General features: G+C 61.1%; 22 protein-coding genes. 11 read left to right on the top strand and 11 right to left on the bottom strand.

What is annotated here, in order from left to right; all coding sequences use genetic code 11:
- Window positions 1-4 precede the first annotated feature (4 nt).
- Window positions 5-310 carry a c-type cytochrome gene (locus tag M0808_RS00315; protein ID WP_041073683.1) on the bottom strand — a complete coding sequence of 102 codons (306 nt, stop codon included), beginning with the start codon at window positions 308-310 and terminating at the stop codon, window positions 5-7.
- Between the two features lie 191 nt (window positions 311-501).
- Here M0808_RS00315 and yihA point away from each other — a divergent pair, with 191 nt between their 5' ends.
- On the top strand, window positions 502-1146 hold the full coding sequence (yihA, locus tag M0808_RS00310; RefSeq protein ID WP_047597033.1) for a ribosome biogenesis GTP-binding protein YihA/YsxC: 645 nt from the start codon (window positions 502-504) through the stop codon (window positions 1144-1146).
- A 412-nt stretch (window positions 1147-1558) separates the two neighbouring features.
- On the opposite strand, the gene polA is transcribed toward yihA, so the two are convergent.
- Window positions 1559-4363 carry a DNA polymerase I gene (polA, locus tag M0808_RS00305; RefSeq protein WP_247839445.1) on the bottom strand — a complete coding sequence of 935 codons (2805 nt, stop codon included), beginning with the start codon at window positions 4361-4363 and terminating at the stop codon, window positions 1559-1561.
- A gap of 74 nt (window positions 4364-4437) precedes the next feature.
- Between polA and M0808_RS00300 the strand changes: the two genes are divergently transcribed.
- Together M0808_RS00300 and M0808_RS00295 are read left to right on the top strand one after the other, a co-directional pair.
- Window positions 4438-4734: a DUF2782 domain-containing protein gene (locus tag M0808_RS00300; RefSeq protein WP_007962757.1), complete on the top strand. Its 297-nt coding sequence runs from the start codon at window positions 4438-4440 to the stop codon at window positions 4732-4734.
- Window positions 4735-4796: 62 nt separating this feature from the next.
- Complete coding sequence (locus tag M0808_RS00295) at window positions 4797-5750, top strand: homoserine kinase (protein ID WP_247839443.1); 954 nt, start codon at window positions 4797-4799, stop codon at window positions 5748-5750.
- A gap of 127 nt (window positions 5751-5877) precedes the next feature.
- Here the strand turns inward: M0808_RS00295 and M0808_RS00290 are convergent, their stop codons facing one another.
- Window positions 5878-6798 carry a zinc ABC transporter substrate-binding protein gene (locus M0808_RS00290; RefSeq protein WP_247839441.1) on the bottom strand — a complete coding sequence of 307 codons (921 nt, stop codon included), beginning with the start codon at window positions 6796-6798 and terminating at the stop codon, window positions 5878-5880.
- Between the two features lie 66 nt (window positions 6799-6864).
- Here M0808_RS00290 and M0808_RS00285 point away from each other — a divergent pair, with 66 nt between their 5' ends.
- Genes M0808_RS00285 through M0808_RS00270 form a run of 4 tightly spaced genes read left to right on the top strand, consistent with a single transcriptional unit; the run spans window position 6865 to window position 9664 of the window.
- A complete protein-coding gene (locus M0808_RS00285; protein ID WP_097090199.1) occupies window positions 6865-7347 on the top strand; it encodes a Fur family transcriptional regulator in 483 nt (160 codons plus the stop codon).
- Window positions 7347-8132 carry a zinc ABC transporter ATP-binding protein ZnuC gene (znuC, locus tag M0808_RS00280; RefSeq protein ID WP_027610233.1) on the top strand — a complete coding sequence of 262 codons (786 nt, stop codon included), beginning with the start codon at window positions 7347-7349 and terminating at the stop codon, window positions 8130-8132. Before M0808_RS00285 ends, znuC begins: the two co-directional genes overlap by 1 nt.
- A complete protein-coding gene (gene znuB / locus M0808_RS00275; protein WP_247839439.1) occupies window positions 8125-8913 on the top strand; it encodes a zinc ABC transporter permease subunit ZnuB in 789 nt (262 codons plus the stop codon). Before znuC ends, znuB begins: the two co-directional genes overlap by 8 nt.
- A 37-nt stretch (window positions 8914-8950) precedes the next feature.
- Window positions 8951-9664 carry a PA5502 family lipoprotein gene (locus M0808_RS00270; RefSeq protein ID WP_150369916.1) on the top strand — a complete coding sequence of 238 codons (714 nt, stop codon included), beginning with the start codon at window positions 8951-8953 and terminating at the stop codon, window positions 9662-9664.
- A gap of 94 nt (window positions 9665-9758) precedes the next feature.
- Here M0808_RS00270 and katE read toward each other — a convergent pair whose 3' ends face one another.
- Window positions 9759-11900, bottom strand: a complete 2142-nt coding sequence (katE, locus tag M0808_RS00265) for a catalase HPII (protein WP_135294665.1) — start codon at window positions 11898-11900, stop codon at window positions 9759-9761.
- Window positions 11901-12160: 260 nt separating this feature from the next.
- Here katE and M0808_RS00260 point away from each other — a divergent pair, with 260 nt between their 5' ends.
- The 3 genes from M0808_RS00260 to M0808_RS00250 all read left to right on the top strand — a co-directional run bounded on the left by M0808_RS00260 (window position 12161) and on the right by M0808_RS00250 (window position 14732).
- Window positions 12161-13168 carry a methionine ABC transporter ATP-binding protein gene (locus M0808_RS00260; RefSeq protein ID WP_098966482.1) on the top strand — a complete coding sequence of 336 codons (1008 nt, stop codon included), beginning with the start codon at window positions 12161-12163 and terminating at the stop codon, window positions 13166-13168.
- Window positions 13169-13173: 5 nt separating this feature from the next.
- Entirely contained in the window at window positions 13174-13884 is a 711-nt protein-coding gene (locus M0808_RS00255) for a methionine ABC transporter permease (RefSeq protein WP_193774905.1), read from the top strand.
- A 77-nt stretch (window positions 13885-13961) separates the two neighbouring features.
- Window positions 13962-14732: a MetQ/NlpA family ABC transporter substrate-binding protein gene (locus M0808_RS00250; RefSeq protein ID WP_247839437.1), complete on the top strand. Its 771-nt coding sequence runs from the start codon at window positions 13962-13964 to the stop codon at window positions 14730-14732.
- 173 nt (window positions 14733-14905) lie between these two features.
- On the opposite strand, the gene M0808_RS00245 is transcribed toward M0808_RS00250, so the two are convergent.
- The 5 genes from M0808_RS00245 to M0808_RS00225 are packed head-to-tail and all read right to left on the bottom strand — an operon-like array spanning window position 14906 to window position 18814.
- Window positions 14906-15541, bottom strand: a complete 636-nt coding sequence (locus M0808_RS00245; RefSeq protein ID WP_007962772.1) for an SCO family protein — start codon at window positions 15539-15541, stop codon at window positions 14906-14908.
- Window positions 15538-16437, bottom strand: a complete 900-nt coding sequence (cyoE, locus tag M0808_RS00240) for a heme o synthase (RefSeq protein ID WP_003220336.1) — start codon at window positions 16435-16437, stop codon at window positions 15538-15540. Before cyoE ends, M0808_RS00245 begins: the two co-directional genes overlap by 4 nt.
- Entirely contained in the window at window positions 16425-17504 is a 1080-nt protein-coding gene (locus M0808_RS00235) for a COX15/CtaA family protein (RefSeq protein WP_027610226.1), read from the bottom strand. Before M0808_RS00235 ends, cyoE begins: the two co-directional genes overlap by 13 nt.
- A 10-nt stretch (window positions 17505-17514) precedes the next feature.
- Window positions 17515-18108, bottom strand: coding sequence for a hypothetical protein (locus M0808_RS00230; protein WP_247839435.1), 594 nt, complete (start codon window positions 18106-18108; stop codon window positions 17515-17517).
- Entirely contained in the window at window positions 18074-18814 is a 741-nt protein-coding gene (locus M0808_RS00225; protein WP_247839433.1) for an SURF1 family protein, read from the bottom strand. The genes M0808_RS00230 and M0808_RS00225 overlap by 35 nt, the downstream gene beginning before the upstream one ends.
- 70 nt (window positions 18815-18884) lie before the next feature.
- Between M0808_RS00225 and M0808_RS00220 the strand changes: the two genes are divergently transcribed.
- Entirely contained in the window at window positions 18885-19088 is a 204-nt protein-coding gene (locus M0808_RS00220) for a twin transmembrane helix small protein (protein WP_003220344.1), read from the top strand.
- Window positions 19089-19095: 7 nt separating this feature from the next.
- Here M0808_RS00220 and M0808_RS00215 read toward each other — a convergent pair whose 3' ends face one another.
- Together M0808_RS00215 and M0808_RS00210 are read right to left on the bottom strand one after the other, a co-directional pair.
- Entirely contained in the window at window positions 19096-19983 is an 888-nt protein-coding gene (locus tag M0808_RS00215) for a cytochrome c oxidase subunit 3 (RefSeq protein ID WP_134785096.1), read from the bottom strand.
- 25 nt (window positions 19984-20008) lie between these two features.
- Complete coding sequence (locus M0808_RS00210) at window positions 20009-20560, bottom strand: cytochrome c oxidase assembly protein (RefSeq protein WP_003220348.1); 552 nt, start codon at window positions 20558-20560, stop codon at window positions 20009-20011.
- Window positions 20561-20660: the final 100 nt, after the last annotated feature.

Raw genomic sequence — 20660 nt, 5'->3', positions numbered from 1 at the left:
AGAGTTATGGACCGGGTTTACTCTCGCTCATCCAAAGGATGATGGCCTGGTAATCCTCGGCACTGCAGTCCATGCACAAACCACGCGGCGGCATCGCCTTGAAACCCTGGGTCACGTGTTGCACCAGCGTCTCCATACCTTTCGCCAACCTCGGCGTCCAAGCTGCCTGATCGCCTCTTTCGGGCGCCATGGGTAGTTGGCCGGAATGACAGGCACCACAAACACGGTTGTACACGGCTTCCGGTTCCTGTGTAGCCTGTGCGCCGCAAAGCGGTATCAGGACTCCGGCAGCCAGCAGCCATTTCGTCATAAAACGACCTTTTCAGGGTTGAGAGCGTTCTGCGTTCTGATGCGCAATCAAGGTCTTTGGCTCTCGTGAACTTCATCCTTCGCTGGGACAAAGCACACACAAAATCTGCGGCATTATATACTGGCGTCACTGAAACGGAAGCGACACCGCGTTCCGCGCCCAATCCCGGCGCCGCCCACATCGGAAATCCCATGCAACTCAAGAATCCCATCCTCGGCCTGTGCCAACAGTCCACGTTCATGCTCAGTGCCGCCAAAGTCGATCAATGCCCTGACGACGAAGGCTTCGAAGTGGCGTTCGCCGGTCGTTCCAACGCCGGTAAATCCAGCGCACTGAACACCCTGACTCACGCCAGTCTGGCGCGCACCTCGAAAACCCCGGGTCGCACACAGCTGTTGAACTTCTTCAAGCTAGACGATGAACGGCGTCTGGTCGACCTGCCAGGCTACGGTTATGCAAAAGTACCGATCCCGCTCAAGCAACACTGGCAGCGTCACCTCGAGGCGTACCTCGGTGGCCGGGAGAGTTTGAAGGGTTTGATTCTGATGATGGACATCCGTCATCCAATGACCGACTTCGACCTGCTGATGCTCGACTGGGCCGTTGCCGCCGGCATGCCGATGCATATTCTGCTGACCAAGGCCGACAAACTGACCTACGGCGCCGCCAAGAACACCCTGCTCAAAGTGCAGTCGGAAATCCGCAAGGGCTGGGGCGATCTGGTGACGATCCAGCTGTTCTCGGCGCCAAAACGCATGGGCCTGGAAGAGGCCTACACTGTGTTGGCAGGCTGGATGGAACTGGCGGACAAGGGTGCGGAAGCAACAGCTGAATAATCGGATTATGGAAAATTGGTTGTAGTGCGGTCAGGCAAGGCAAAAGCGTTACTAAAAAGCGGAGTTTAGGGGACCTAAATGAGCATTTTTAGTAACGCTTTTAACGCAGCATGACCGCGCTACAGCCGATTTTTGGGTAAAAAAAGCCCCGGACTTCATATGGGGAGGGAGAAGTTCCGGGGTTCAAGTTCCGAACCGCTAGGGCGGGGTTCAGATATCTGCCAACACTTAACACAACATAGGAGCATCGAAGGGCTTCACCAGCCATTCAGTATCTCTGAGTAGTGAGTTGTCAGATTAGTTCAGATTTTTTTCAAAAAGCTTTGGAATAACCGCAAGCGCGATTCGAAATAAGCGCTTTTCGGGCGTTTGCCGCGACAGTGTGTCGCGGCAAACGCCCGACCTAGACGCCTCAGTGCGCCTCATCCCAGTTGTTGCCGACGCCGACTTCCACCAGCAACGGCACGTCCAGTTTCGCCGCTTCGCTCATGTGCAGGCGGATTTCCTGACTCACCTGATCGACCAGATCCTCGCGAACCTCCAGTACCAGTTCGTCGTGCACCTGCAGGATGACTCTGGCGTCCAGCCCGGACGATGCCAGCCAGTTATCCACCGCCACCATGGCTTTCTTGATGATGTCGGCGGCGGTGCCTTGCATCGGCGCGTTGATCGCCGTGCGTTCGGCGGCAGCGCGTTCCTGCGGCTTGTTCGAGTTGATTTCCGGCAGATATAGGCGACGACCGAAGAAGGTCTCTACATAGCCTTGGTCGGCGGCCTGCTTGCGGGTGCGCTCCATGTATTCGCGCACACCCGGATAACGGGCGAAGTAGGTGTCGATGTAGGCCTTGGCGGTCTTGGTGTCGACGCCGATGTCCTTGCCGAGTTTCTGCGCGCCCATGCCGTAGATCAGGCCGAAGTTGATCGCCTTGGCGCCACGGCGCTGGTCGGACGTCACTTCGCTCAGCTCGACCTTGAATACTTCAGCGGCGGTTGCGGTGTGCACGTCCAGATTGTTGCGGAAGGCATTCATCAGGCCTTCGTCCTTGGACAAGTGGGCCATGATCCGCAGTTCGATCTGCGAATAGTCCGCTGCCAGCAGTTTGTAGCCTTCGGGCGCGACGAACGCCTGACGGATACGCCGGCCTTCAGCGGTACGCACCGGAATGTTCTGCAGGTTCGGATCGCTGGAGGACAAGCGCCCGGTCGATGCTACGGCCTGGTGATACGAGGTGTGGATACGCCCGGTGCGAGGGTTGATCTGCTCCGGCAGTCGATCGGTGTAGGTGCTTTTCAGCTTGCTCATGGAACGGTGTTCCATGAGCACTTTCGGCAAGCGGTGATCATCCTCGGCCAGTTTTGCCAGCACTTCCTCGGCGGTCGATGGCTGGCCCTTGGCGGTTTTCTTCAGCACCGGCAGTCCGAGCTTTTCGTAGAGGATCACGCCCAGCTGCTTTGGCGAGCCGAGGTTGAATTCTTCACCGGCAATTTCGAAGGCTTCTCGCTCCAGCGCGACCATCTTGTTGCCCAGCTCAATGCTCTGGATGCCGAGCAGTTCGGCATCGACGAACGCGCCCTGACGCTCGATGCGCGCCAGCACCGGCACCAGCGGGATTTCGATGTCGGTCAGCACGCTGGCCAGGCTCGGGATTGCGCTGAGTTTTTCAAACAGGGTCTGATGCAGACGCAGGGTGATGTCGGCATCTTCGGCTGCGTATGGGCCGGCCTGCTCCAGAGCGATCTGGTCGAAGGTCAGCTGCTTGGCGCCTTTGCCGGCGATGTCCTGGAAGCTCACGGTGGTGTGATCCAGGTACTTCTGCGCGAGGCTGTCCATGTCGTGGCGGGTGGCGGTGGAGTTGAGCACGTAGGACTCAAGCATGGTGTCGAAGGCGATGCCGCGCACGGTGATGCCTTCGTTCTGATCACCGCCGATGGCGCAGTTGGCCAGAATGTTCATGTCGAACTTGGCGTGCTGGCCGACCTTGAGTTTGTTCGGGTCTTCCAGGATCGGCTTCAACGCACGCAGCACCGTGTCGCGATCCAGCTGCTCCGGCACGCCGATGTAGGAGTGGGTCAGCGGGATGTATGCCGCTTCGTTGGCCTGCACCGCGAACGACAGGCCGACCAGTTGCGCCTGTTGCGCGTCGATGCCGGTGGTTTCGGTGTCGAAGGCGAACAGCTTGGCGTTGTTCAGTTTCTCCAGCCAGACGTCGAAACGCGCCTGATCAAGGATGGTTTCATACGCTGCTTCGGTCGGAGCGGCAGGGGCTTCTTCTGCGCGGGGGCTGAACAGATCGCCAGCCGGCGCAGGTTCCGCGGCAGCGCTCAGTTCCTGGCGCTTGGCGTCGCGATCCAGATCATTGATCCAGCTTTTGAATTCCAGCAGGGTGTACAGCTCGTAGAGCTTGGCCGGGTCTTCCGCGCCCATCTGCAGGTCATCGAGGCCGATGTCCAGCGGCACGTCGACTTTGATGGTCGCCAGTTGATAGGAGAGGAAAGCCATCTCCTTGTGCTCTTCGAGCTTGGCCGGCAGGGTCTTGGCCCCACGAATCGGCAGGGTCGGGACGATGTCGAGATTCGCGTACAACTCGGTCAGGCCGCCGTTGACGCCGACCAGCAGGCCGGAGGCGGTCTTTGGACCGATGCCGGGAACCCCCGGAATGTTGTCGGAAGAATCGCCCATCAGCGCCAGATAATCGATGATCTGCTCGGGAGCGACGCCGAATTTCTCCTTCACGCCCTCCACATCCATCGAGCTACCGGACATGGTGTTGACCAAGGTAATGTGGCCATCGACCAGTTGCGCCATGTCCTTGTCGCCGGTGGAGATGATCACCGGACGATCCGCCGCCGCGCTGCTGCGTGCCAGGGTGCCGATCACGTCGTCAGCCTCGACGCCTTCCACGCACAGCAGCGGGAAGCCGAGGGCGATCACGCTCTGGTGCAGCGGCTCGATCTGCACCCGCATGTCGTCGGGCATGCTTGGGCGGTTGGCCTTGTATTCGGCGTACATCTCATCGCGAAACGTCCCGCCCTTGGCATCGAAGACCACGGCGAACGGGCTGTCCGGGTACTGCTTGCGCAGACTTTTGAGCATGTTCAGCACACCTTTGACCGCGCCGGTCGGCAGGCCTTTGGAGGTGGTCAGCGGTGGCAGGGCGTGGAAAGCGCGGTACAGGTAAGACGAACCGTCCACCAGGACGAGGGGGGCTTGGCTCATGAGCAGAATCAACCTTTTCGGCGGGCCCGGCGCTAGAATAGCGGGACCGTTGACGACAAAGGGACAAGGTTATCATGCGTACGTTAAATCGCTTGCTGCTGGTCGGTTTGATTGCTGCCTCACCATTGGCCGCGATGGCGGCGGATGATGCGCCGTCAAAGGAGCCGGAAGTTACCATTAACACGCACACCGAAGGCGACAAGGTCATTCAGGAATACAGCCGCAGTGGCTTTGTGTATGCGATCAAGGTCACGCCGAAGGGCGGCAAACCGTATTTTCTGGTGCGCGCCGATGGTTCGGACGTGAACTACATCCGTTCCGACCAGCCGGATATGCTGATTCCGTCGTGGGAAATCTTTACCTGGAAGTAAGATTCCTGACTTTTTAATCGGCGCCGCTTGATCGCGGCGCCCGAACTGAGCAGTTTTTAACCATGTCTGTGTTCACCCCCCTGGCTCGGCCCGAGCTGGAAACCTTTCTCGCCCCTTACGGGCTCGGCCGTCTGCTTGATTTCCAGGGGATCGCCGCCGGCAGCGAAAACACCAATTTCTTTATCAGCCTGGAGCAGGGCGAATTCGTCCTGACCCTGGTCGAGCGCGGCCCGGTGCAGGAAATGCCGTTCTTCATCGACCTGCTCGACGTGCTGCACGAGGCTGATCTGCCGGTGCCCTACGCGCTGCGTACCACTGACGGCGTGGCCCTGCGTGAACTGAAGGGTAAACCGGCATTGCTCCAGCCGCGCCTGTCCGGCAAGCACATCAAAGTTGCCAACGCCCAGCATTGCGTGCAGGTCGGCGAGTTGCAGGCGCATCTGCACCTGGCGACTCAGGGCGAGCGCATGATCAAGCGCAAGACCGATCGTGGCCTGGACTGGATGCTGGAGGAGGGCAACGAGTTTCTCTCGCACTTGAGCGACGAGCCGCGTGCGCTGCTGCACAAGGCGCTGGAAGAAATCACCCTGCAGAAAGACAAAATCCTCGCGCTGCCACGAGCCAACATTCATGCGGATCTGTTCCGCGACAATGCGATGTTCGAAGGCACGCACCTGACCGGCTTGATCGACTTCTACAACGCCTGCTCGGGACCGATGCTCTATGACGTGGCGATTGCCTTGAACGACTGGTGTTCGGACGAGGAAGGCTTGATTGACGGGCCGCGTGCCCGCGCATTCCTCGGTGCCTATGCGGCGCTGCGTCCGTTCACGGCCGCTGAAGCGGAGCTGTGGCCGACCATGCTGCGCGTGGCCTGTGTGCGGTTCTGGTTGTCGCGGTTGATCGCCGCCGAGCAGTTTGCCGGGCAGGACGTGCTGATTCACGATCCGCGGGAGTTCGAGCAGCGCTTGGCGCAGCGGCAGCAGGTGCATACGCCGCTACCTTTCGCTCTTTAAAGTGTGGCGAGCGAGCTTGCTCGCGCTGGGCTGCGAAGCGGCCCCAAAATTCTGGCAGTCAGCCTGATTTTTGTGAGTGCTGCGCACTCAAGCGGGAGCAAGCTCCCTCGCCACGGGTCTTGTGGGGTTACAACGATTCCAGGCACCCGGCCAAATCGTTGCCCAGCTTCTCCAGCACCTGCTCATAACCCTGAGCGGTTGCCGGGGTGTAACCGCCCAGTGCATCCAGCTCCGCCAGTTTCACTGGCAGTCCCGCTACCAGCGTTTCCGCCAGGCGTGGACGCAGCGGCGGTTCGCTGAACACACAGGTCTTGCCGACTTCCTGCAGGCGTTTGCGCATTGCCGCTACATGCTGCGCGCCGGGCTGCACTTCCGCTGCCACACTGAACACCCCGGCGTGCTTCAGGCCATAAGCCTCTTCAAAATAATCAAACGCTTCGTGGAACACGAAGTACGGTTTGCCTTCAACGCTGGTCAGACGTTTTTTCAGGCGCGCGTCGAGCGCATCAAGACGCTCGTCGAAGGCCTTGGCGTTGCTCTGGTAGCGCTCGGCGTTGGCTGGGTCGGCAGCGCTCAAATCAGCCGCCATCCTGTCGGCAATCACCCGAGCATTGACCGGCGATAGCCACAAATGCGCGTCCAGCGTGCCCGGGCGATGATCGTGATCATGCTCGTCGGCATCTTCTGCGTGGGAGTGGCTGTCTTCGGCAAAGCGGCGCAACTTCATGCCCGGCAGGTCCTGCACGGCGACGCTCGGCAGCGTACGACCGTTCAGCACGCGCGGCAGGAAACCTTCCATGTCCGGGCCGATCCAGTACAGAAGATCCACCGATTGCACCTTGCGCACGTCGGATGGGCGCAGGGCGTAATTGTGCGGCGAGGCACCCGGTGGCAGCAGCACTTCCGGAATGGCGATCCCGTCCTGCACCGCCGCGGCAATCAACTGCAGCGGTTTGATGCTGGTGAGAACCCTGACCTCGGCCTGAGCCGAACCGATCAGCAGAAAACTGGCGATAAACGCCACAAAAACAGAAAAAAGTCGGGACACGATGACCACTCAAGGAGGCGAGAACGGGTAACATAATAACGTCTCTATCAAAACGCGTCGCCGCCCATGCCTATTACACCGATTGCCAGCCGTCCCCACGACCACTCTCATTGCGTGCACAGCGCACTGACCGAGGCCGATACCTTGTGCGCCCAGAAAGGCCTGCGCCTGACTGCGTTGCGCCGGCGGGTGCTGGAACTGGTGTGGCAGAGCCACAAGCCGCTGGGCGCCTACGACATTCTCGCGGTGCTCAGCGAGCAGGACGGCCGCCGCGCCGCGCCGCCGACCGTGTACCGTGCGCTGGATTTCCTTCTGGAAAACGGCCTGGTGCACCGCATCTCCTCGCTCAACGCTTTCGTCGGTTGTGTGCATCCCGAGCATGCGCATCAGGGCCAGTTCCTGATCTGCCGCGAGTGCCACGCCGCGATCGAGCTGGAACAGAAAGCCATCAGCGACGCGATCATCCACAGCGCCAGGGATGTCGGGTTCATCGTCGAAGCACAGACCGTCGAAGTGGTCGGCCTGTGCTCCGGTTGCCAGGGGGCTTGATGAGCAACCCGTTGATCCGTCTTGAGCAGGTTGCCGTCACTTTTGCCGGGCAGACCGTGCTGGACAACATCGAGCTGAGCGTCGAACCGGGGCAGATCGTCACCCTGATCGGCCCCAACGGCGCCGGCAAAACCACCCTGGTACGGGCCGTGCTCGGGCTGCTGAAACCGGACAGCGGCAGCGTCTGGCGCAAGCCGAAACTGCGCGTTGGCTACATGCCGCAAAAGCTGCACGTCGATCCGACCTTGCCGCTGTCGGTACTGCGCTTCCTGCGCCTGGTGCCCGGCGTAGACCGTCCGCGTGCATTGGCGGCGCTCAAGGAAGTCGGCGCCGAACACGTCATCGACAGCCCGGTGCAAAGTGTTTCCGGTGGCGAAATGCAGCGCGTGCTGCTGGCCCGGGCGCTGCTGCGCGAGCCGGAGCTGTTGGTGCTGGATGAGCCGGTGCAGGGCGTCGATGTCGCCGGGCAGGCCGAGCTGTACAGCCTGATCACCCGCCTGCGTGACCGTCACGGCTGCGGCGTGCTGATGGTGTCCCACGATTTGCATCTGGTGATGAGCACCACCGATCAGGTGGTTTGTCTGAATCGCCACGTCTGCTGCTCCGGGCATCCCGAGCAGGTCAGCGGCGATCCGGCGTTCGTCGAACTGTTCGGCAAGAATGCGCCGAGCCTGGCGATCTATCACCACCATCACGACCACGCCCACGACCTGCACGGTTCGGTGGTCAAGGCGCCCGGTGCGGGCCACACCCACGTTCACGGAGACCACTGCAAGCATGGCTGATTTTCTGTTGTATGCCCTGCTTGCAGGTCTGGCGCTGGCGCTGGTGGCCGGGCCGTTGGGTTCGTTTGTGGTCTGGCGGCGCATGGCCTACTTCGGCGACACCCTGTCCCACGCTGCGCTGCTCGGCGTGGCCCTGGGCTTTCTGCTGGATGTCAGCCCGGCGGTCGCGGTGACCGTCGGCTGCCTGTTGCTGGCGGTGCTGCTGGTGACCTTGCAACAGCGTCAGCCGCTGGCCTCCGACACGCTGTTGGGAATTCTCGCGCCGAGCACGCTCTCTCTCGGGCTGGTGGTACTAAGCTTCATGCATGAAGTGCGGATCGACCTGATGGCCTATCTGTTCGGCGACCTGCTGGCGATCAGCCCGACCGATCTGGCGTGGATCCTCGGCGGCAGCGCGGCGGTGCTGGTGTTGCTGGTGACGCTGTGGCGGCCGCTGCTGGCGATCACCGTGCATGAGGAATTGGCCAAGGTCGAAGGCCTGCCGGTGGCGGGCCTGCGCATGGCGCTGATGCTGTTGATTGCTGTGGTGATCGCGGTGGCGATGAAAATCGTCGGTGTGTTGCTTATTACTTCGCTGCTGATCATTCCGGCGGCTGCGGCACAACGTCACGCCCGCTCGCCGGAGCAGATGGCCGTGGGCGCGAGCCTGCTGGGCATGCTCGCCGTATGTGGCGGGCTGGCGTTGTCATGGTTCAAGGACACCCCGGCGGGGCCGTCGATCGTTGTGACGGCGGCCGCACTGTTTCTGCTGAGTTTTGTTCTGCCCCGTCGAGGGGTGTAGACTTGCTCGCTTTTTGCGCAATTAGAGAGTCGCAGGAATGAAGCCGTTCGCCTCCCGTTATCTGCTCCTTGTCGCATTTTCCGTGCTGCTGGGCGCCTGCCAAAGCACGCCGCCGGTGGCCGAAGCCCCCGACGCGCGGGCCACGGCCATCGCACAGCTGGAGCAAAGCCTGGCCAGCAGCGAACTGGCCACCGCCGAAGACCAACTGGCCGCCTTGCAGGCACAAACCCCCAACGATCAGTCCCTGGAGCAATACCAGCGCCAGTTGGCTGAGGCCTACCTGCGCCGCAGCCAGATCGTATTGCAAAAGGGTGATGTGAACGCCGCAGCCACTGCGCTGAGCCGTGCCCGTGCCCTGATGCCGAAAGCCCCGGCGCTGACCGGTGGCGTCAATGGTGCCATCACCGAAGCGCGCAAAGCCGAGCTGGAGAAAGCCGAAGCGGCGCTGCTGGCGGCCGAAGCCAAACCGAAAGCCAAGGTCATCGATCCGACTGCCGAAAGCACCACGGTGGCGCTGAACATCAACGATAGCCGCAAACTTCGTCGGCAACTCGACGCGATCGCCGCCGATGTGGTGAATTATGAGTGCGCTGTGAGCATTCAGGCGCCGCGCACCCAGGACTATCCTTGGCTGGCGACGTTGCTGAGCAAGCGGGTGAAGAAACTCAATCCGGATTTCGAGCTGCAGATCGAGAAGCAGATTCTGCGCACGGTGCCGGCGCAGATGGTTCTGATTCCCGCTAAACCCTAAAAGCTTCGCGAGCAAGCCCGCTCCCACAGGTACAGCGTGAACCCTGTGGGAGCGGGCTTGCTCGCGAAGGCTTCCTCTCAGGCAGCCAGTTTCCTTAAGCTGGAATGGCCTTAGCCTTAGGCTCCCGCGCCCAGACCCGATGCTGCCCGATCGCCGCGAAGAACGGCTTGGTCAACCCCGGCACATCCTTGCCCTGCAGCAGTCCTGCATCCGCTTCCAGCTTCAGTAGATCCTGCAACTGCTTGGCCTCGCCGTGCAGCGCAATCGCCTTGAGGTGCTTGTAGGCTTCCAGCAGGTAATGCAGCGCCACGCCGTCGCCACTCAACGCCTTGATCGACGCCGCACCACCGGGCACGAACACCGCATCGAAGATCACTGAAGGCATACCTTCCATGGATGCGTCCACCGGCAGGGCTTTGCCGTCGGCAGTCTTCACCGGTGCCGAAGTCGGGCCGAGCAGCTTGGCGTGCGCACCTTCTGCTTCCAAGGCCTTTTTCATCGCATCAATCGCTGCACCATCGACGCCGTTAGCGGCAAGAATCGCCACTTTGCGGGTTTTGATGTCCTCTGGCAGCAGATTCGCCTGACTCAGCGCTGGCGAATGATCGAACGAGGTTTTACGCACCTCGACCGTGCCTTTGCCTGGCGCTGGCAATCCGAGGTTGGCTGCCACACGTTTGGCCAATTCCAGGTCAATGTTGGCGAGAATCTCGTTCACCTGCCGTGCACGGATGAACTCGCGTTCGACCTTGCCCAGCTCGAAGCTGTAGGCGGCGATGATGTGCTCCTTCTCGTGCTCACTCATGCTGTTGAAGAACAGCCGCGCCTGCGAGAAGTGATCGCTGAACGACTCGCTGCGCTGACGGATCTTGTTCGCATCGATGCGTTCCGGGTAGCTCTCGAAGCCGCCGTCCTGCGCGGCTGGCGGAGTCTCTTTCGGCCAGCCGCCATCAATCGAGTTCGGCTCGTAAGACGCGCGCCCCTTGTCGATCACCGTGCGGTGCTGCGCGTCGCGCTGGCCGTTATGGAATGGCGCGACCGGGCGGTTGATCGGCAGCTCATGAAAGTTCGGCCCACCGAGTCGGCTGATCTGCGTATCGGTGTAGGAAAACAGCCGGCCTTGCAGTAGCGGATCGTTGGAGAAGTCGATCCCCGGCACGATGTGGCCCGGGCAGAACGCGACCTGTTCAGTCTCGGCAAAGAAGTTGTCCGGGTTGCGGTTCAGGGTCATCTTGCCCAGCGGGGTGATCGGCACGATTTCTTCGGGGATCAGCTTGGTCGGGTCGAGGATGTCGAAATCGAAGTCATGTTCGTTTTCCTCCTCGATGATCTGCACACCCAGCTCCCATTCCGGGTAGTCGCCCATCTCGATGGCTTCCCAGAGGTCGCGACGGTGGTAGTCGGTGTCTTTACCGGCGAGCTTCTGCGCCTCGTCCCACACCAGCGAGCAGGTGCCGGCGGTTGGGCGCCAGTGGAATTTGACGAAGCGCGATTTGCCCTCGGCGTTGACCAGGCGGAAGGTGTGCACGCCAAAGCCCTGCATGCTGCGCAGGCTTTTCGGGATCGCCCGGTCGGACATCGCCCAGATCACCATGTGCGCCGATTCCGGTACCAGCGAGACGAAGTCCCAGAAGGTGTCGTGGGCCGAGCCGCCAGTGGGGATTTCGTTGTGCGGCTCGGGTTTCACCGCATGGACGAAGTCGGGAAATTTGATCGCGTCCTGAATGAAGAACACTGGCATGTTGTTGCCGACCAGATCGAAGTTGCCTTCGTCGGTGAAGAACTTCACCGCGAAACCGCGCACGTCGCGCACGGTGTCACCGGAACCGCGCGGCCCCTGCACGGTGGAAAAACGTACGAACACCGGAGTCTTTTTCCCCGGATCCTGTAGGAAGCCGGCCTTGGTCAGTGTCGAATGGTTCTCGTAGGCCTGAAAGAAACCATGCGCGCCAGTGCCGCGCGCGTGAACGATGCGCTCCGGAATGCGTTCGTGGTCAAAGTGCGTGATTTTCTCACGCATGATGAAGTCTTCCAGCAACGACGGCCCGCGCGGGCCGGCCTTGAGGGTGTTCTGGTTATCGGCGACCTTCACCCCTTGGTTGGTACGCAGGGCCTGGCCGGTAGCGTCGGAGCGAAATTTCTCCAGGCTGTCGAGTTTGGCGTTGGTGTTGGCGCGATCCTTGGTATCGGTTCCGGCCAGCTGGCTTTTGTCGGTCGTAGGTTTCTTGCTGCTCATCAGACGTAAACTCCTCGGTTGACCCCGTTTCAACGGGGACTCTTGAGCGTTTCCGGGCACGGTTACCCAGGGTTTCAAGTCGCTTAACTAGTGACCAATGAGCGGGAACGGGCGTTCCTTTTTTATGACCTTTGATCTTGTTATTGCCAAATCGAAGGTTAATTGCGAAATAAATGCTAAGAACCTCTATACGGACAGGCTAAAATGCGCGCCCGGCTAACCGCTGATCCTTTTCTAACGCGCCCCACAAGGTTCGCTACGTGATCGAGTTTCAAAACGTCCACAAAACTTACCGCGTCGCCGGTAAGGACATCCCCGCCCTGCACCCGACCAGTCTTTCGATTGAAAACGGTCAGGTCTTCGGCCTGATTGGCCATTCCGGTGCGGGCAAAAGTACCCTGCTGCGTCTGATCAATCGCCTGGAAGATTCCAGCGGCGGCAAGATCATCGTCGACGGCGAAGAAGTCACCGCGCTGGACGCCAACGGCCTGCGTCGTTTCCGCCAGCAGGTCGGGATGATCTTCCAGCACTTCAACCTGCTCGCCTCCAAGACCGTGGCCGACAACGTTGCGCTGCCGCTGACCCTGGCCGGCGAACTGTCGAGCAGTGAAATCAATCAACGCGTCGCCGAGTTGCTGGCCCGGGTCGGTCTGTCCGATCACGCCAAAAAGTACCCGGCACAATTGTCCGGCGGCCAGAAACAGCGCGTCGGCATCGCCCGCGCCCTGGCGACCAAGCCGAAAATTCTGCTGTGCGACGAGGCCACCAGCGCCCTCGACCCGCAGACCACCGCGTCGGTTCTGCAACTGCTGGCCGAGATCAATCGTGAACTGAAGCTGACCATCGTCCTGATCACCCACGAGATGGACGTGATCCGTCGCGTTTGCGATCAGGTCGCGGTGATGGACGCAGGGGTGATCGTCGAGCAAGGTTCGGTGGCCGATGTGTTCCTGCATCCGCAGCACCCGACCACCAAGCGTTTCGTCCAGGAAAGCGAGCAGATTGACGAAAACGAGCAGCGTGATGACTTCGCTCACGTGCCGGGTCGCATCGTCCGTCTGACCTTCCAAGGCGAAGCGACTTACGCGCCGTTGCTCGGTACCGTTGCCCGGGAAACCGGGGTCGACTACAGCATCCTCGCCGGTCGCATCGACCGCATCAAAGACATTCCTTACGGGCAATTGACCCTCGCCGTCACCGGTGGCGACATGGAAGCGGCTTTCGCTCGTTTCACCGCCGCTGACGTTCACATGGAGGTGCTGCGTTAATGGAAATGTACGACGCTGCAATCAAGAACTACGACGCCGCAGTAGAAGCCATCAAGCTGTTCTTCCAGAACATCGACTGGCTGGAAATCGGCTTGGCCACCAACGACACCATGCTGATGCTCGGTGGTTCGCTGTTGTTCACCGTTCTGCTCGGCTTGCCGCTGGGCGTGCTGCTGTTTCTCTGCAGCCCGCGCCAACTGCTGGAAAACCGGGTGGTCTACGCGATCATGTCGTTGGCGGTAAACATCCTGCGTTCGTTGCCGTTCATCATTCTGCTGATCGTGATGATTCCGTTCACCGTGCTGATCACCGGCACTTCGCTGGGCGTGGCCGGTGCGATTCCGCCGTTGGTGGTGGGTGCGACGCCGTTCTTCGCGCGTCTGGTAGAAACCGCCCTGCGTGAAGTCGATCGCGGCATCATCGAAGCCACCCAGTCGATGGGCGCGACTACTCGGCAAATCATCATGAACGCCTTGCTGCCGGAAGCCCGTCCAGGCATCTTCGCAGCGATTACGGTGACCGCGATTACTCTGGTGTCCTACACGGCAATGGCCGGTGTGGTCGGCGCCGGTGGTCTGGGTGACCTGGCGATCCGTTTCGGCTACCAGCGTTTCCAGACTGACGTGATGATCGTCACCGTGGTGTTGCTGCTGATACTGGTACAAGTGCTGCAAATGGTCGGCGACCGTCTGGTCGTGCATTTCTCGCGCAAATAACCGGTTTTTGTAATCAAGAGATGAGCCGGCCATTCGCTGGCAGGCGCCAGACGGGCGCCTCATAAGGAGTTAGCTGAATGAAAAAACTGATCGCTGCTTTCGCTGCCGTAGCCGCTTTTTCGGCCCACGCCGAAACCCTGACTGTCGCCGCCACCCCGGTGCCGCACGCGGAAATCCTCGAATTCGTGAAGCCGGCCCTGGCCAAAGAAGGCGTGGATCTGAAGGTCAAGGTCTTCACCGACTACATTCAGCCGAACGTGCAGGTGGCTGAAAAGCGCCTGGACGCCAACTTCTTCCAGCACCAGCCGTACCTCGATGAGTTCAACAAGGCCAAGGGCACCAGCCTGGTGGCGGTGACCGGCGTGCATCTGGAGCCGCTGGGCGCCTACTCGAACAAGATCAAGGATCTGAAGGAACTGCCAAGCGGCGCCAACGTGGTGATCCCGAACGATGCCACCAACGGCGGCCGTGCACTGTTGCTGCTGGCCAAGGCCGGCCTGATCACCCTGAAGGATCCGACCAACATTCTGTCGACCCCGAAAGACATCGCGCAGAACCCGAAAGACCTGAAAATCCGTGAGCTGGAAGCCGCGACCATCCCGCGCGTGCTGACCCAGGTTGATCTGGCGCTGATCAACACCAACTACGCGCTGGAAGCCAAGCTCGATCCGTCCAAGGATGCGCTGGTGATCGAAGGCAACGACTCGCCGTACGTCAACATCCTGGTGTCCCGTGCGGACAACAAGGACAGCGCCGCGATGCAGAAACTGGCGGCTGCGCTGCACAGCCCGGAAGTGAAGCAATTCATTACCGAGAAGTACAAAGGCGCGGTATTGCCGGCGTTCTGATTTAGATCGCTGCAAAAAAAAAGGGGGCGCCATGAGCGCCCCCTTTTTTTGCCTGAAACACCGTCCTTGTGGGAGCGGGCTTGCTCGCGAATGCGGTGTGTCAGCCAACATTTCTTTATCTGACCCACTGCATTCGCGAGCAAGCCCGCTCCCACAATGGTTCAGTGGTGTTGCTACTTGCGGTTAAGCATCACCGGCAGCTGCGCCACCAGTTTGGCGTTGTTCAACGGCGCACGAATAAACCCGCGCTGCGTCCCATCCGGCCCGATCACCGCCAGATTGCCGCTATGGTCGACGGTGTAATTCGGTTTGCTGGTATCGGCCGGAATGAACGGAATACTCACCGCATTCGCGACCTTCTGCAGTTCTTCGATCGACTTCGGCGTCAGGCCCACGAACTGTGGATCGAAGTAGCCCAGGTACTGCTTCAACTGCTGCGGGTTATCGCGGTTCGGGTCGACGCTGACCAGCACGATCTGCAACTTATCCACCGCGTCTTTGGGCAATTCGCTCTTGATCTGGCGCAGTTGGGCGAGGGTGGTCGGGCAGATGTCCGGGCAGAAGGTGTAGCCGAAAAACAGCAGGCTCCACTTGCCTTTCAACTCGTCGATGGCGACCGGCTGGCCGTCCTGATTGGTCATGGTCACGCCCGGCAACGTGCGGCTCTGCGGCAGCAGGATGATACCGGCGTCGATCAGCGCGGTGGGGTCGCCCTGGCCCTTGCCACTCAGCACTTTGTTGACGGTCAGTCCCAGGATCAGCGCGATCACGGCGACGAGGATGAAGACGGTTTTCTGGGTTCGAGTCATAGGTTCAACAGTAAGTAGTGGTCTACGAGCAGGGCGATGAACAACAGGAACAAGTAATAAATAGAGTACTTGAAGGTGTTGATCGCCGCGTGCGGCCGAGTGCCACGGTACAGCACCACGGCCCATTGCAGAAACCTTGCGCCCAGCGCGAGGGCGCAGATGAGGTAGAGCACGCCGCTCATGTGGATCACGTACGGCAGCAGGCTCACCGCGAGCAGCGCGAAGGTGTACAGCAGAATATGCACCTTGGTGTAGTGCTCGCCGTGGGTTACCGGCAGCATCGGGATGTCGGCCTTGGCGTATTCCTCCTTGCGATGGATCGCCAGCGCCCAGAAGTGCGGCGGGGTCCAGGCGAAGATGATCAGCACCAGCAGCAACGGTTCGGCGCTGACATGGCCGGTGGCGGCGGTCCAGCCGAGCAGCGGAGGAGCGGCGCCGGCAAGACCGCCGATGACGATGTTCTGTGGCGTCGCGCGTTTGAGGAAACCGGTGTAGATCACCGCGTAGCCGAGTAACGAAGCGAGGGTCAGCCACGCGGTCAGCGCATTGGTGAAGGTCAGCAGCATCGCCTGCCCGAGCAGCGCCAGCACCAGCGCAAAGGTCAGCGCTGCTGCCGGTGAAACCCGGCCCTCGGCCAATGGCCGTTTGTGCGTGCGCGCCATCACCGCGTCGATACGCCGATCCACCACATGATTGACCGCCGCCGCGCCGCCGGCACACAACGCAATCCCCAGATTGCCAAACACCAGCACCGTCCACGGCACCCCGGCGCGGGTCGCGAGGAACATGCCGACCAGCGAGGTGATCAGCATCAGCACCACCACTTTCGGCTTGGTCAGCTCCAGATAGTCACGCCACAGTGCTTGCGCGGGGCGTTCGCCGATCAGAAGCGCCATGGCGTTTCTCCTTTTATCGTGATGGGCGCCGCCGAATGTTTACGCGGGCTCAGACGCCAGCGCGCCAACATCGGCTGTTTGACCCGGACCAGACTGGTGCGCGCGTGATAATTGACCAGCACCATGCTCAGCAGCAGCGCTGCGCCACCAGCGTTGTGCGCCACGGCCACTGGCAGCGGCAGATGGAACAACACGTTGCTGATGCCAAGAGTGATCTGTGCGCCGAGGGCAATGACGACTAGCCCGGCCAAACGCGTCATGCCGACGGCCCTGAGCTGCCAGGCCAGACCGAGCAGGACGATCGTCACCAGCAGCGCGCCGATGCGATGAGTCAGGTGAATCGCCGTGCGCGCGTCGCTGTCGAGTTGTCCGCCGAGGTAATTGGGGCCGATGTGCTGGGTCAGGTGAAAACCGTTGGCGAAATCCGCCGGTGGCAGCCATTGCCCGTGGCAGGTCGGGAAGTCGATGCAGGCCACCGCCGCGTAGTTGGAACTGACCCAGCCACCCAACGCGATTTGGCCGATCACCAGCAACAGCCCCGCCGTTGCCCAATACTGCAAGCGCTTGGGCACGGTCAGTGCCGGCAGCACGCCGGACAATCGCAACGTCAGCAAAAACAACAGACTCAAGGTCGCAAAACCGCCGAGCAAATGCCCGGTGACCACTTGCGGCCAGAGCTTGAGCGTCACCGTCCACATGCCGAACGCCGCTTGGGCGAACACCACCGCCAGCAGAAACAGCGGCAGTTTCAGCGGCTGGCCCGGATGACCACGATTGACCCAGGCACGCCCGGCCAAAATCGCAATCAGCAGGCCGAGGGTGCCGGCGAAGTAACGGTGGATCATCTCGTTCCAGCCCTTGTGCGCCACCACCGGCGAGTCGGGGTAATGCAGTTCGGCATGGGCCAGTTGGGCTTCGCTTTTCGGCACGCTGATAAAGCCGTAGCAGCCCGGCCAGTCCGGACAGCCGAGGCCGGCATGGGTCAGGCGGGTGTAGGCGCCGAGCAGCACGACGAGCAGTGCCAGCAGGGTGGCAAACAGCGCGAGGCGAAATCCAGGTTTGGCCATGACGATGCCCTTATCCGATGTTCGACAGTTTCAGCAGGTGGCGCAGGTCGTTGAGCAGATCCTTGCCCTTCACGCTCGGGTCGTAGCGCAGCACCAGGTTGCCGTGGGGGTCGATGATCCACAGGTGCGGCGTGGCCTTGTCGCCAGTGGCCTTGCTGAACGCAGCGCTGTCCAGTGGATAACGTTGCAGCTGCGGATATTCACGGGTCAGCTTGGCCTCGTAGTCGGCGCTCAACGGTTGCGCGGCGGCGAGGGCGTGGCTGGCGCGCCCGGCGTCGCGACCGAGGCCGATCTGGATCTGCCGGGCGAGGTACACCAGTTGCTGGCAGTCCACCGCGCAATCCTTCGGCGCGGTCACCAGCATCTGCCAGCGCTGTTCATCGGCTTGTACGCCGAGGTCGGCGCGGGTCTGGCCGTTGCCGATCAGTTCGCCGTGATAGCTGCGGCCTTCCGGCACCCAGAACTGCAATTTGTACATACCGGTGGCGAGGATCATCGGGCCGACCACGCCGAGCACAATCAGCAACAGCTGGATCCGCCCGCGACGGCGGGTGGCCGGGGTTTTCGCCTCAGACATGCTGGGTGGATTCATGGCCGTTCCCATGGTGTTTCTCCTTTGCGTTGTGCAATCCAAGGTAGAGGTAGAGACCGAGCAGGGCGGTGGCCATGGCGAACCACTGCACGGCGTATCCAAGGTGTTTTTCCGGGCCCATGGCGACGACCGGCCAGTCGGCCTCATAGCTGGCGGGGCCGGGTTCGGCACGAAGTTCGTAGGCGAAGCCGTCGCGTTCGAGGGTTTTCCACAGTTTGGCCGGCTCGACGGCGGTGATCGTTTGCGGCCAGGTGCTGCTGGCCGGGTCGGCGTGCAACTGAAAGGTCGCGCCGGGGGCGACGTAGACCCAGGCATCCAGGTTGACCGCGTCGGTGGGGGTTGCGAATTGCGGCGTCACCCGGCGATCCGGCCATGGCAGCCAGCCGCGATTGACCAGCAGCCACTGGCCGGTGGCCCGATCCTGAAACGGTTGCAGCAGCTCGATACCGACCTTGCCGTTGCGCTGGCGGTTGTCGAGCAGCAGGCTGTGGGCGCCATCGAACTGGCCGTACAGATGCACGCGGTGAAAGGCCGGGTCGGCGCTGTGCAGCAATTCGCTGCTGGCCATCGGATCAGCCGCGCGGCGCTCGGCATAAGTGGCGAGCAGGGCGGTTTTCTCCGCCCCCCGGCCCAGTTGCCAGAAACCCAGCGATACCAGCAGCGGCAACAGCAACGCCACCACCACGGTCGGTATCACGCCCGGCCGGAAGCGCTTCATGGCCGTGCCACAAAGTCAGTCGTCGCGATCGCTATACTCAACTGCATCGCCTGTCCCCCGGAGTCTTCCCATGCTCAAAGCAGCCATCGTCCTGCTGCTGATTGCCACGGTGATCAGCCTGTTCAGCGGCCTGTTTTTCCTGGTCAAGGACGACAGCAGCTCCAATCGCCTGGTGATCGCCTTGAGTGTTCGGGTGGCACTGGCCGCGGCCACCGTCGGCTTGATCGCCTGGGGCTTCTACAGCGGCCAACTGGTGTCGCACGCGCCTTGGTGATCAGTGCTCAGAGCACGTAAACGAAGACGAACAAACCGATCCACACCACATCGACGAAGTGCCAATACCAGCTCGCCGCCTCGAAACCGAACTGATGCTCGGCATCGAAATGCCCCTTCATGATGCGCATCAGCATCACGAACAGAATGATCGTGCCGATGGTCACGTGCGCGCCGTGGAAACCGGTGAGCATGAAGAACGTCGCACCATAGATGCCCGAACCCAGGGTCAGGCCCAGTTCGTGATAGGCGTGCATGTACTCCTCGGCCTGCAACGCGAGGAAGCCGCAGCCCAGCAGCACGGTGATCGCCAGCCAGATTTTCAGCGCACCGCGATGGCCTTTTTTCAAGGCGTGGTGGGCGATGGTGATGGTCACGCTGGAGCTGACCAGCAGGATCGTGTTGATCAGCGGCAGGCCCCACGGGCTGATGACTTCCTTGGGTGGCGGGAACAGTTTCGGATCCGGCGTGTGCAGCAGCGGCCAGGTGAACTGGAAGTTCGGCCAGAGCATGTGCGCGATGCCTTTCGGGCCTTCGCCGCCCAGCGCCGGGCCTGAGATGTGCCGCACGTAAAACAGCGCACCGAAGAAGGCGACGAAGAACATCACCTCGGAGAAGATGAACCAACTCATGCCCCAGCGGAACGAGCGGTCGAGCTGCGGGCTGTACAGCCCGGCACGACTTTCCTTGATCACCGCCCCGAACCAGCCGAACAGCATGTACGCCAGCAACAGCCCACCGACGAAAAAGATGTACGGGCCGTGGGATTCCGGGCGTGCTGCCTTCAGATCGTTGAACCAGGTCGCCAGGCCGTAGACGGTGATGACCATGCCGAAGGTGGCGATGATCGGCCATTTACTCTGGGCCGGGACGTAATAGTGCTCATGAGTTGCCATTTATTGTTCTCCTTATCGGGCACGCTTAACCGCCAGTGTTTGCAGCCACCGGAGGATGTCGGGCGGTGATATCGAACAGCGTGTAGGACAGCGTCAGGTGCTTCACGTCCTTGGGCATGTCGCGGTCAATGATGAAACGCATCGGCATCTCGATCTGCTGACCGGGCTGCAGCACCTGCTGGGTGAAGCAAAAGCATTCGGTCTTGTGGAAATACGCCGCCGCTTCGCTGGGTGCGATACTCGGCACGGCCTGGGCGCTCATCGGTTTGTCGGTGGGGTTGCGGGCGACGAAGATCATCTCGTTTACGCCGCCGGGATGGGTCACCAGTTCCTCACCCTTAGGGTAGAACTCCCACGGCATGTCGGCGTTGTTCATCGACAGAAACTGCACGCGCACCTGCCGCGAGTTATCCACCACCTGCTCACCCTCGTACTGCCCGGCGGTCTTGCCGTTGATGCCGAAGGCCTTGCACATCACGTCGTAGATCGGCACCAGGGCAAAACCGAAAACAAACATTGCCACCACCACACCGAGCAGGCGGGTGACGAGTTTTTTCAGCGAGATCGAGTCAGCCATGTTTGTCAGCCTCCACCGAGATCCCCTGTGGGAGCGGGCTTGCTCGCGAATGCAATTCATCATTCAACCCATGAGTGGAATGATCTGACGCATTCGGGAG

It is taken from the genome of Pseudomonas sp. MWU12-3103b (assembly GCF_023100615.1).
In the GTDB taxonomy this organism is placed as follows: domain Bacteria; phylum Pseudomonadota; class Gammaproteobacteria; order Pseudomonadales; family Pseudomonadaceae; genus Aquipseudomonas; species Aquipseudomonas putida_A.
Note: the sequence above shows the minus strand (reverse complement) of the source record. Positions and strands in the feature narration are given on the sequence as shown.

Excerpts from the sequence above, each read along its gene's own strand:
- M0808_RS00220 (WP_003220344.1), top strand. The coding sequence starts at position 18,885 with ATGCTCAAAGCAGCCATCGTCCTGCTGCTGATTGCCACGGTGATCAGC.
- M0808_RS00270 (WP_150369916.1), top strand. The coding sequence starts at position 8,951 with ATGAAGCCGTTCGCCTCCCGTTATCTGCTCCTTGTCGCATTTTCCGTG.
- znuC (WP_027610233.1), top strand. The coding sequence starts at position 7,347 with ATGAGCAACCCGTTGATCCGTCTTGAGCAGGTTGCCGTCACTTTTGCC.
- M0808_RS00210 (WP_003220348.1), bottom strand. The coding sequence starts at position 20,560 with ATGGCTGACTCGATCTCGCTGAAAAAACTCGTCACCCGCCTGCTCGGT.
- M0808_RS00230 (WP_247839435.1), bottom strand. The coding sequence starts at position 18,108 with ATGGGAACGGCCATGAATCCACCCAGCATGTCTGAGGCGAAAACCCCG.
- M0808_RS00245 (WP_007962772.1), bottom strand. The coding sequence starts at position 15,541 with ATGACTCGAACCCAGAAAACCGTCTTCATCCTCGTCGCCGTGATCGCG.
- cyoE (WP_003220336.1), bottom strand. The coding sequence starts at position 16,437 with ATGGCGCTTCTGATCGGCGAACGCCCCGCGCAAGCACTGTGGCGTGAC.
- znuB (WP_247839439.1), top strand. The coding sequence starts at position 8,125 with ATGGCTGATTTTCTGTTGTATGCCCTGCTTGCAGGTCTGGCGCTGGCG.
- polA (WP_247839445.1), bottom strand. The coding sequence starts at position 4,363 with ATGAGCCAAGCCCCCCTCGTCCTGGTGGACGGTTCGTCTTACCTGTAC.
- yihA (WP_047597033.1), top strand. The coding sequence starts at position 502 with ATGCAACTCAAGAATCCCATCCTCGGCCTGTGCCAACAGTCCACGTTC.
- M0808_RS00300 (WP_007962757.1), top strand. The coding sequence starts at position 4,438 with ATGCGTACGTTAAATCGCTTGCTGCTGGTCGGTTTGATTGCTGCCTCA.
- M0808_RS00315 (WP_041073683.1), bottom strand. The coding sequence starts at position 310 with ATGACGAAATGGCTGCTGGCTGCCGGAGTCCTGATACCGCTTTGCGGC.
- M0808_RS00250 (WP_247839437.1), top strand. The coding sequence starts at position 13,962 with ATGAAAAAACTGATCGCTGCTTTCGCTGCCGTAGCCGCTTTTTCGGCC.
- M0808_RS00215 (WP_134785096.1), bottom strand. The coding sequence starts at position 19,983 with ATGGCAACTCATGAGCACTATTACGTCCCGGCCCAGAGTAAATGGCCG.
- M0808_RS00255 (WP_193774905.1), top strand. The coding sequence starts at position 13,174 with ATGTACGACGCTGCAATCAAGAACTACGACGCCGCAGTAGAAGCCATC.
- M0808_RS00235 (WP_027610226.1), bottom strand. The coding sequence starts at position 17,504 with ATGGCCAAACCTGGATTTCGCCTCGCGCTGTTTGCCACCCTGCTGGCA.
- M0808_RS00225 (WP_247839433.1), bottom strand. The coding sequence starts at position 18,814 with ATGAAGCGCTTCCGGCCGGGCGTGATACCGACCGTGGTGGTGGCGTTG.
- katE (WP_135294665.1), bottom strand. The coding sequence starts at position 11,900 with ATGAGCAGCAAGAAACCTACGACCGACAAAAGCCAGCTGGCCGGAACC.
- M0808_RS00285 (WP_097090199.1), top strand. The coding sequence starts at position 6,865 with ATGCCTATTACACCGATTGCCAGCCGTCCCCACGACCACTCTCATTGC.
- M0808_RS00295 (WP_247839443.1), top strand. The coding sequence starts at position 4,797 with ATGTCTGTGTTCACCCCCCTGGCTCGGCCCGAGCTGGAAACCTTTCTC.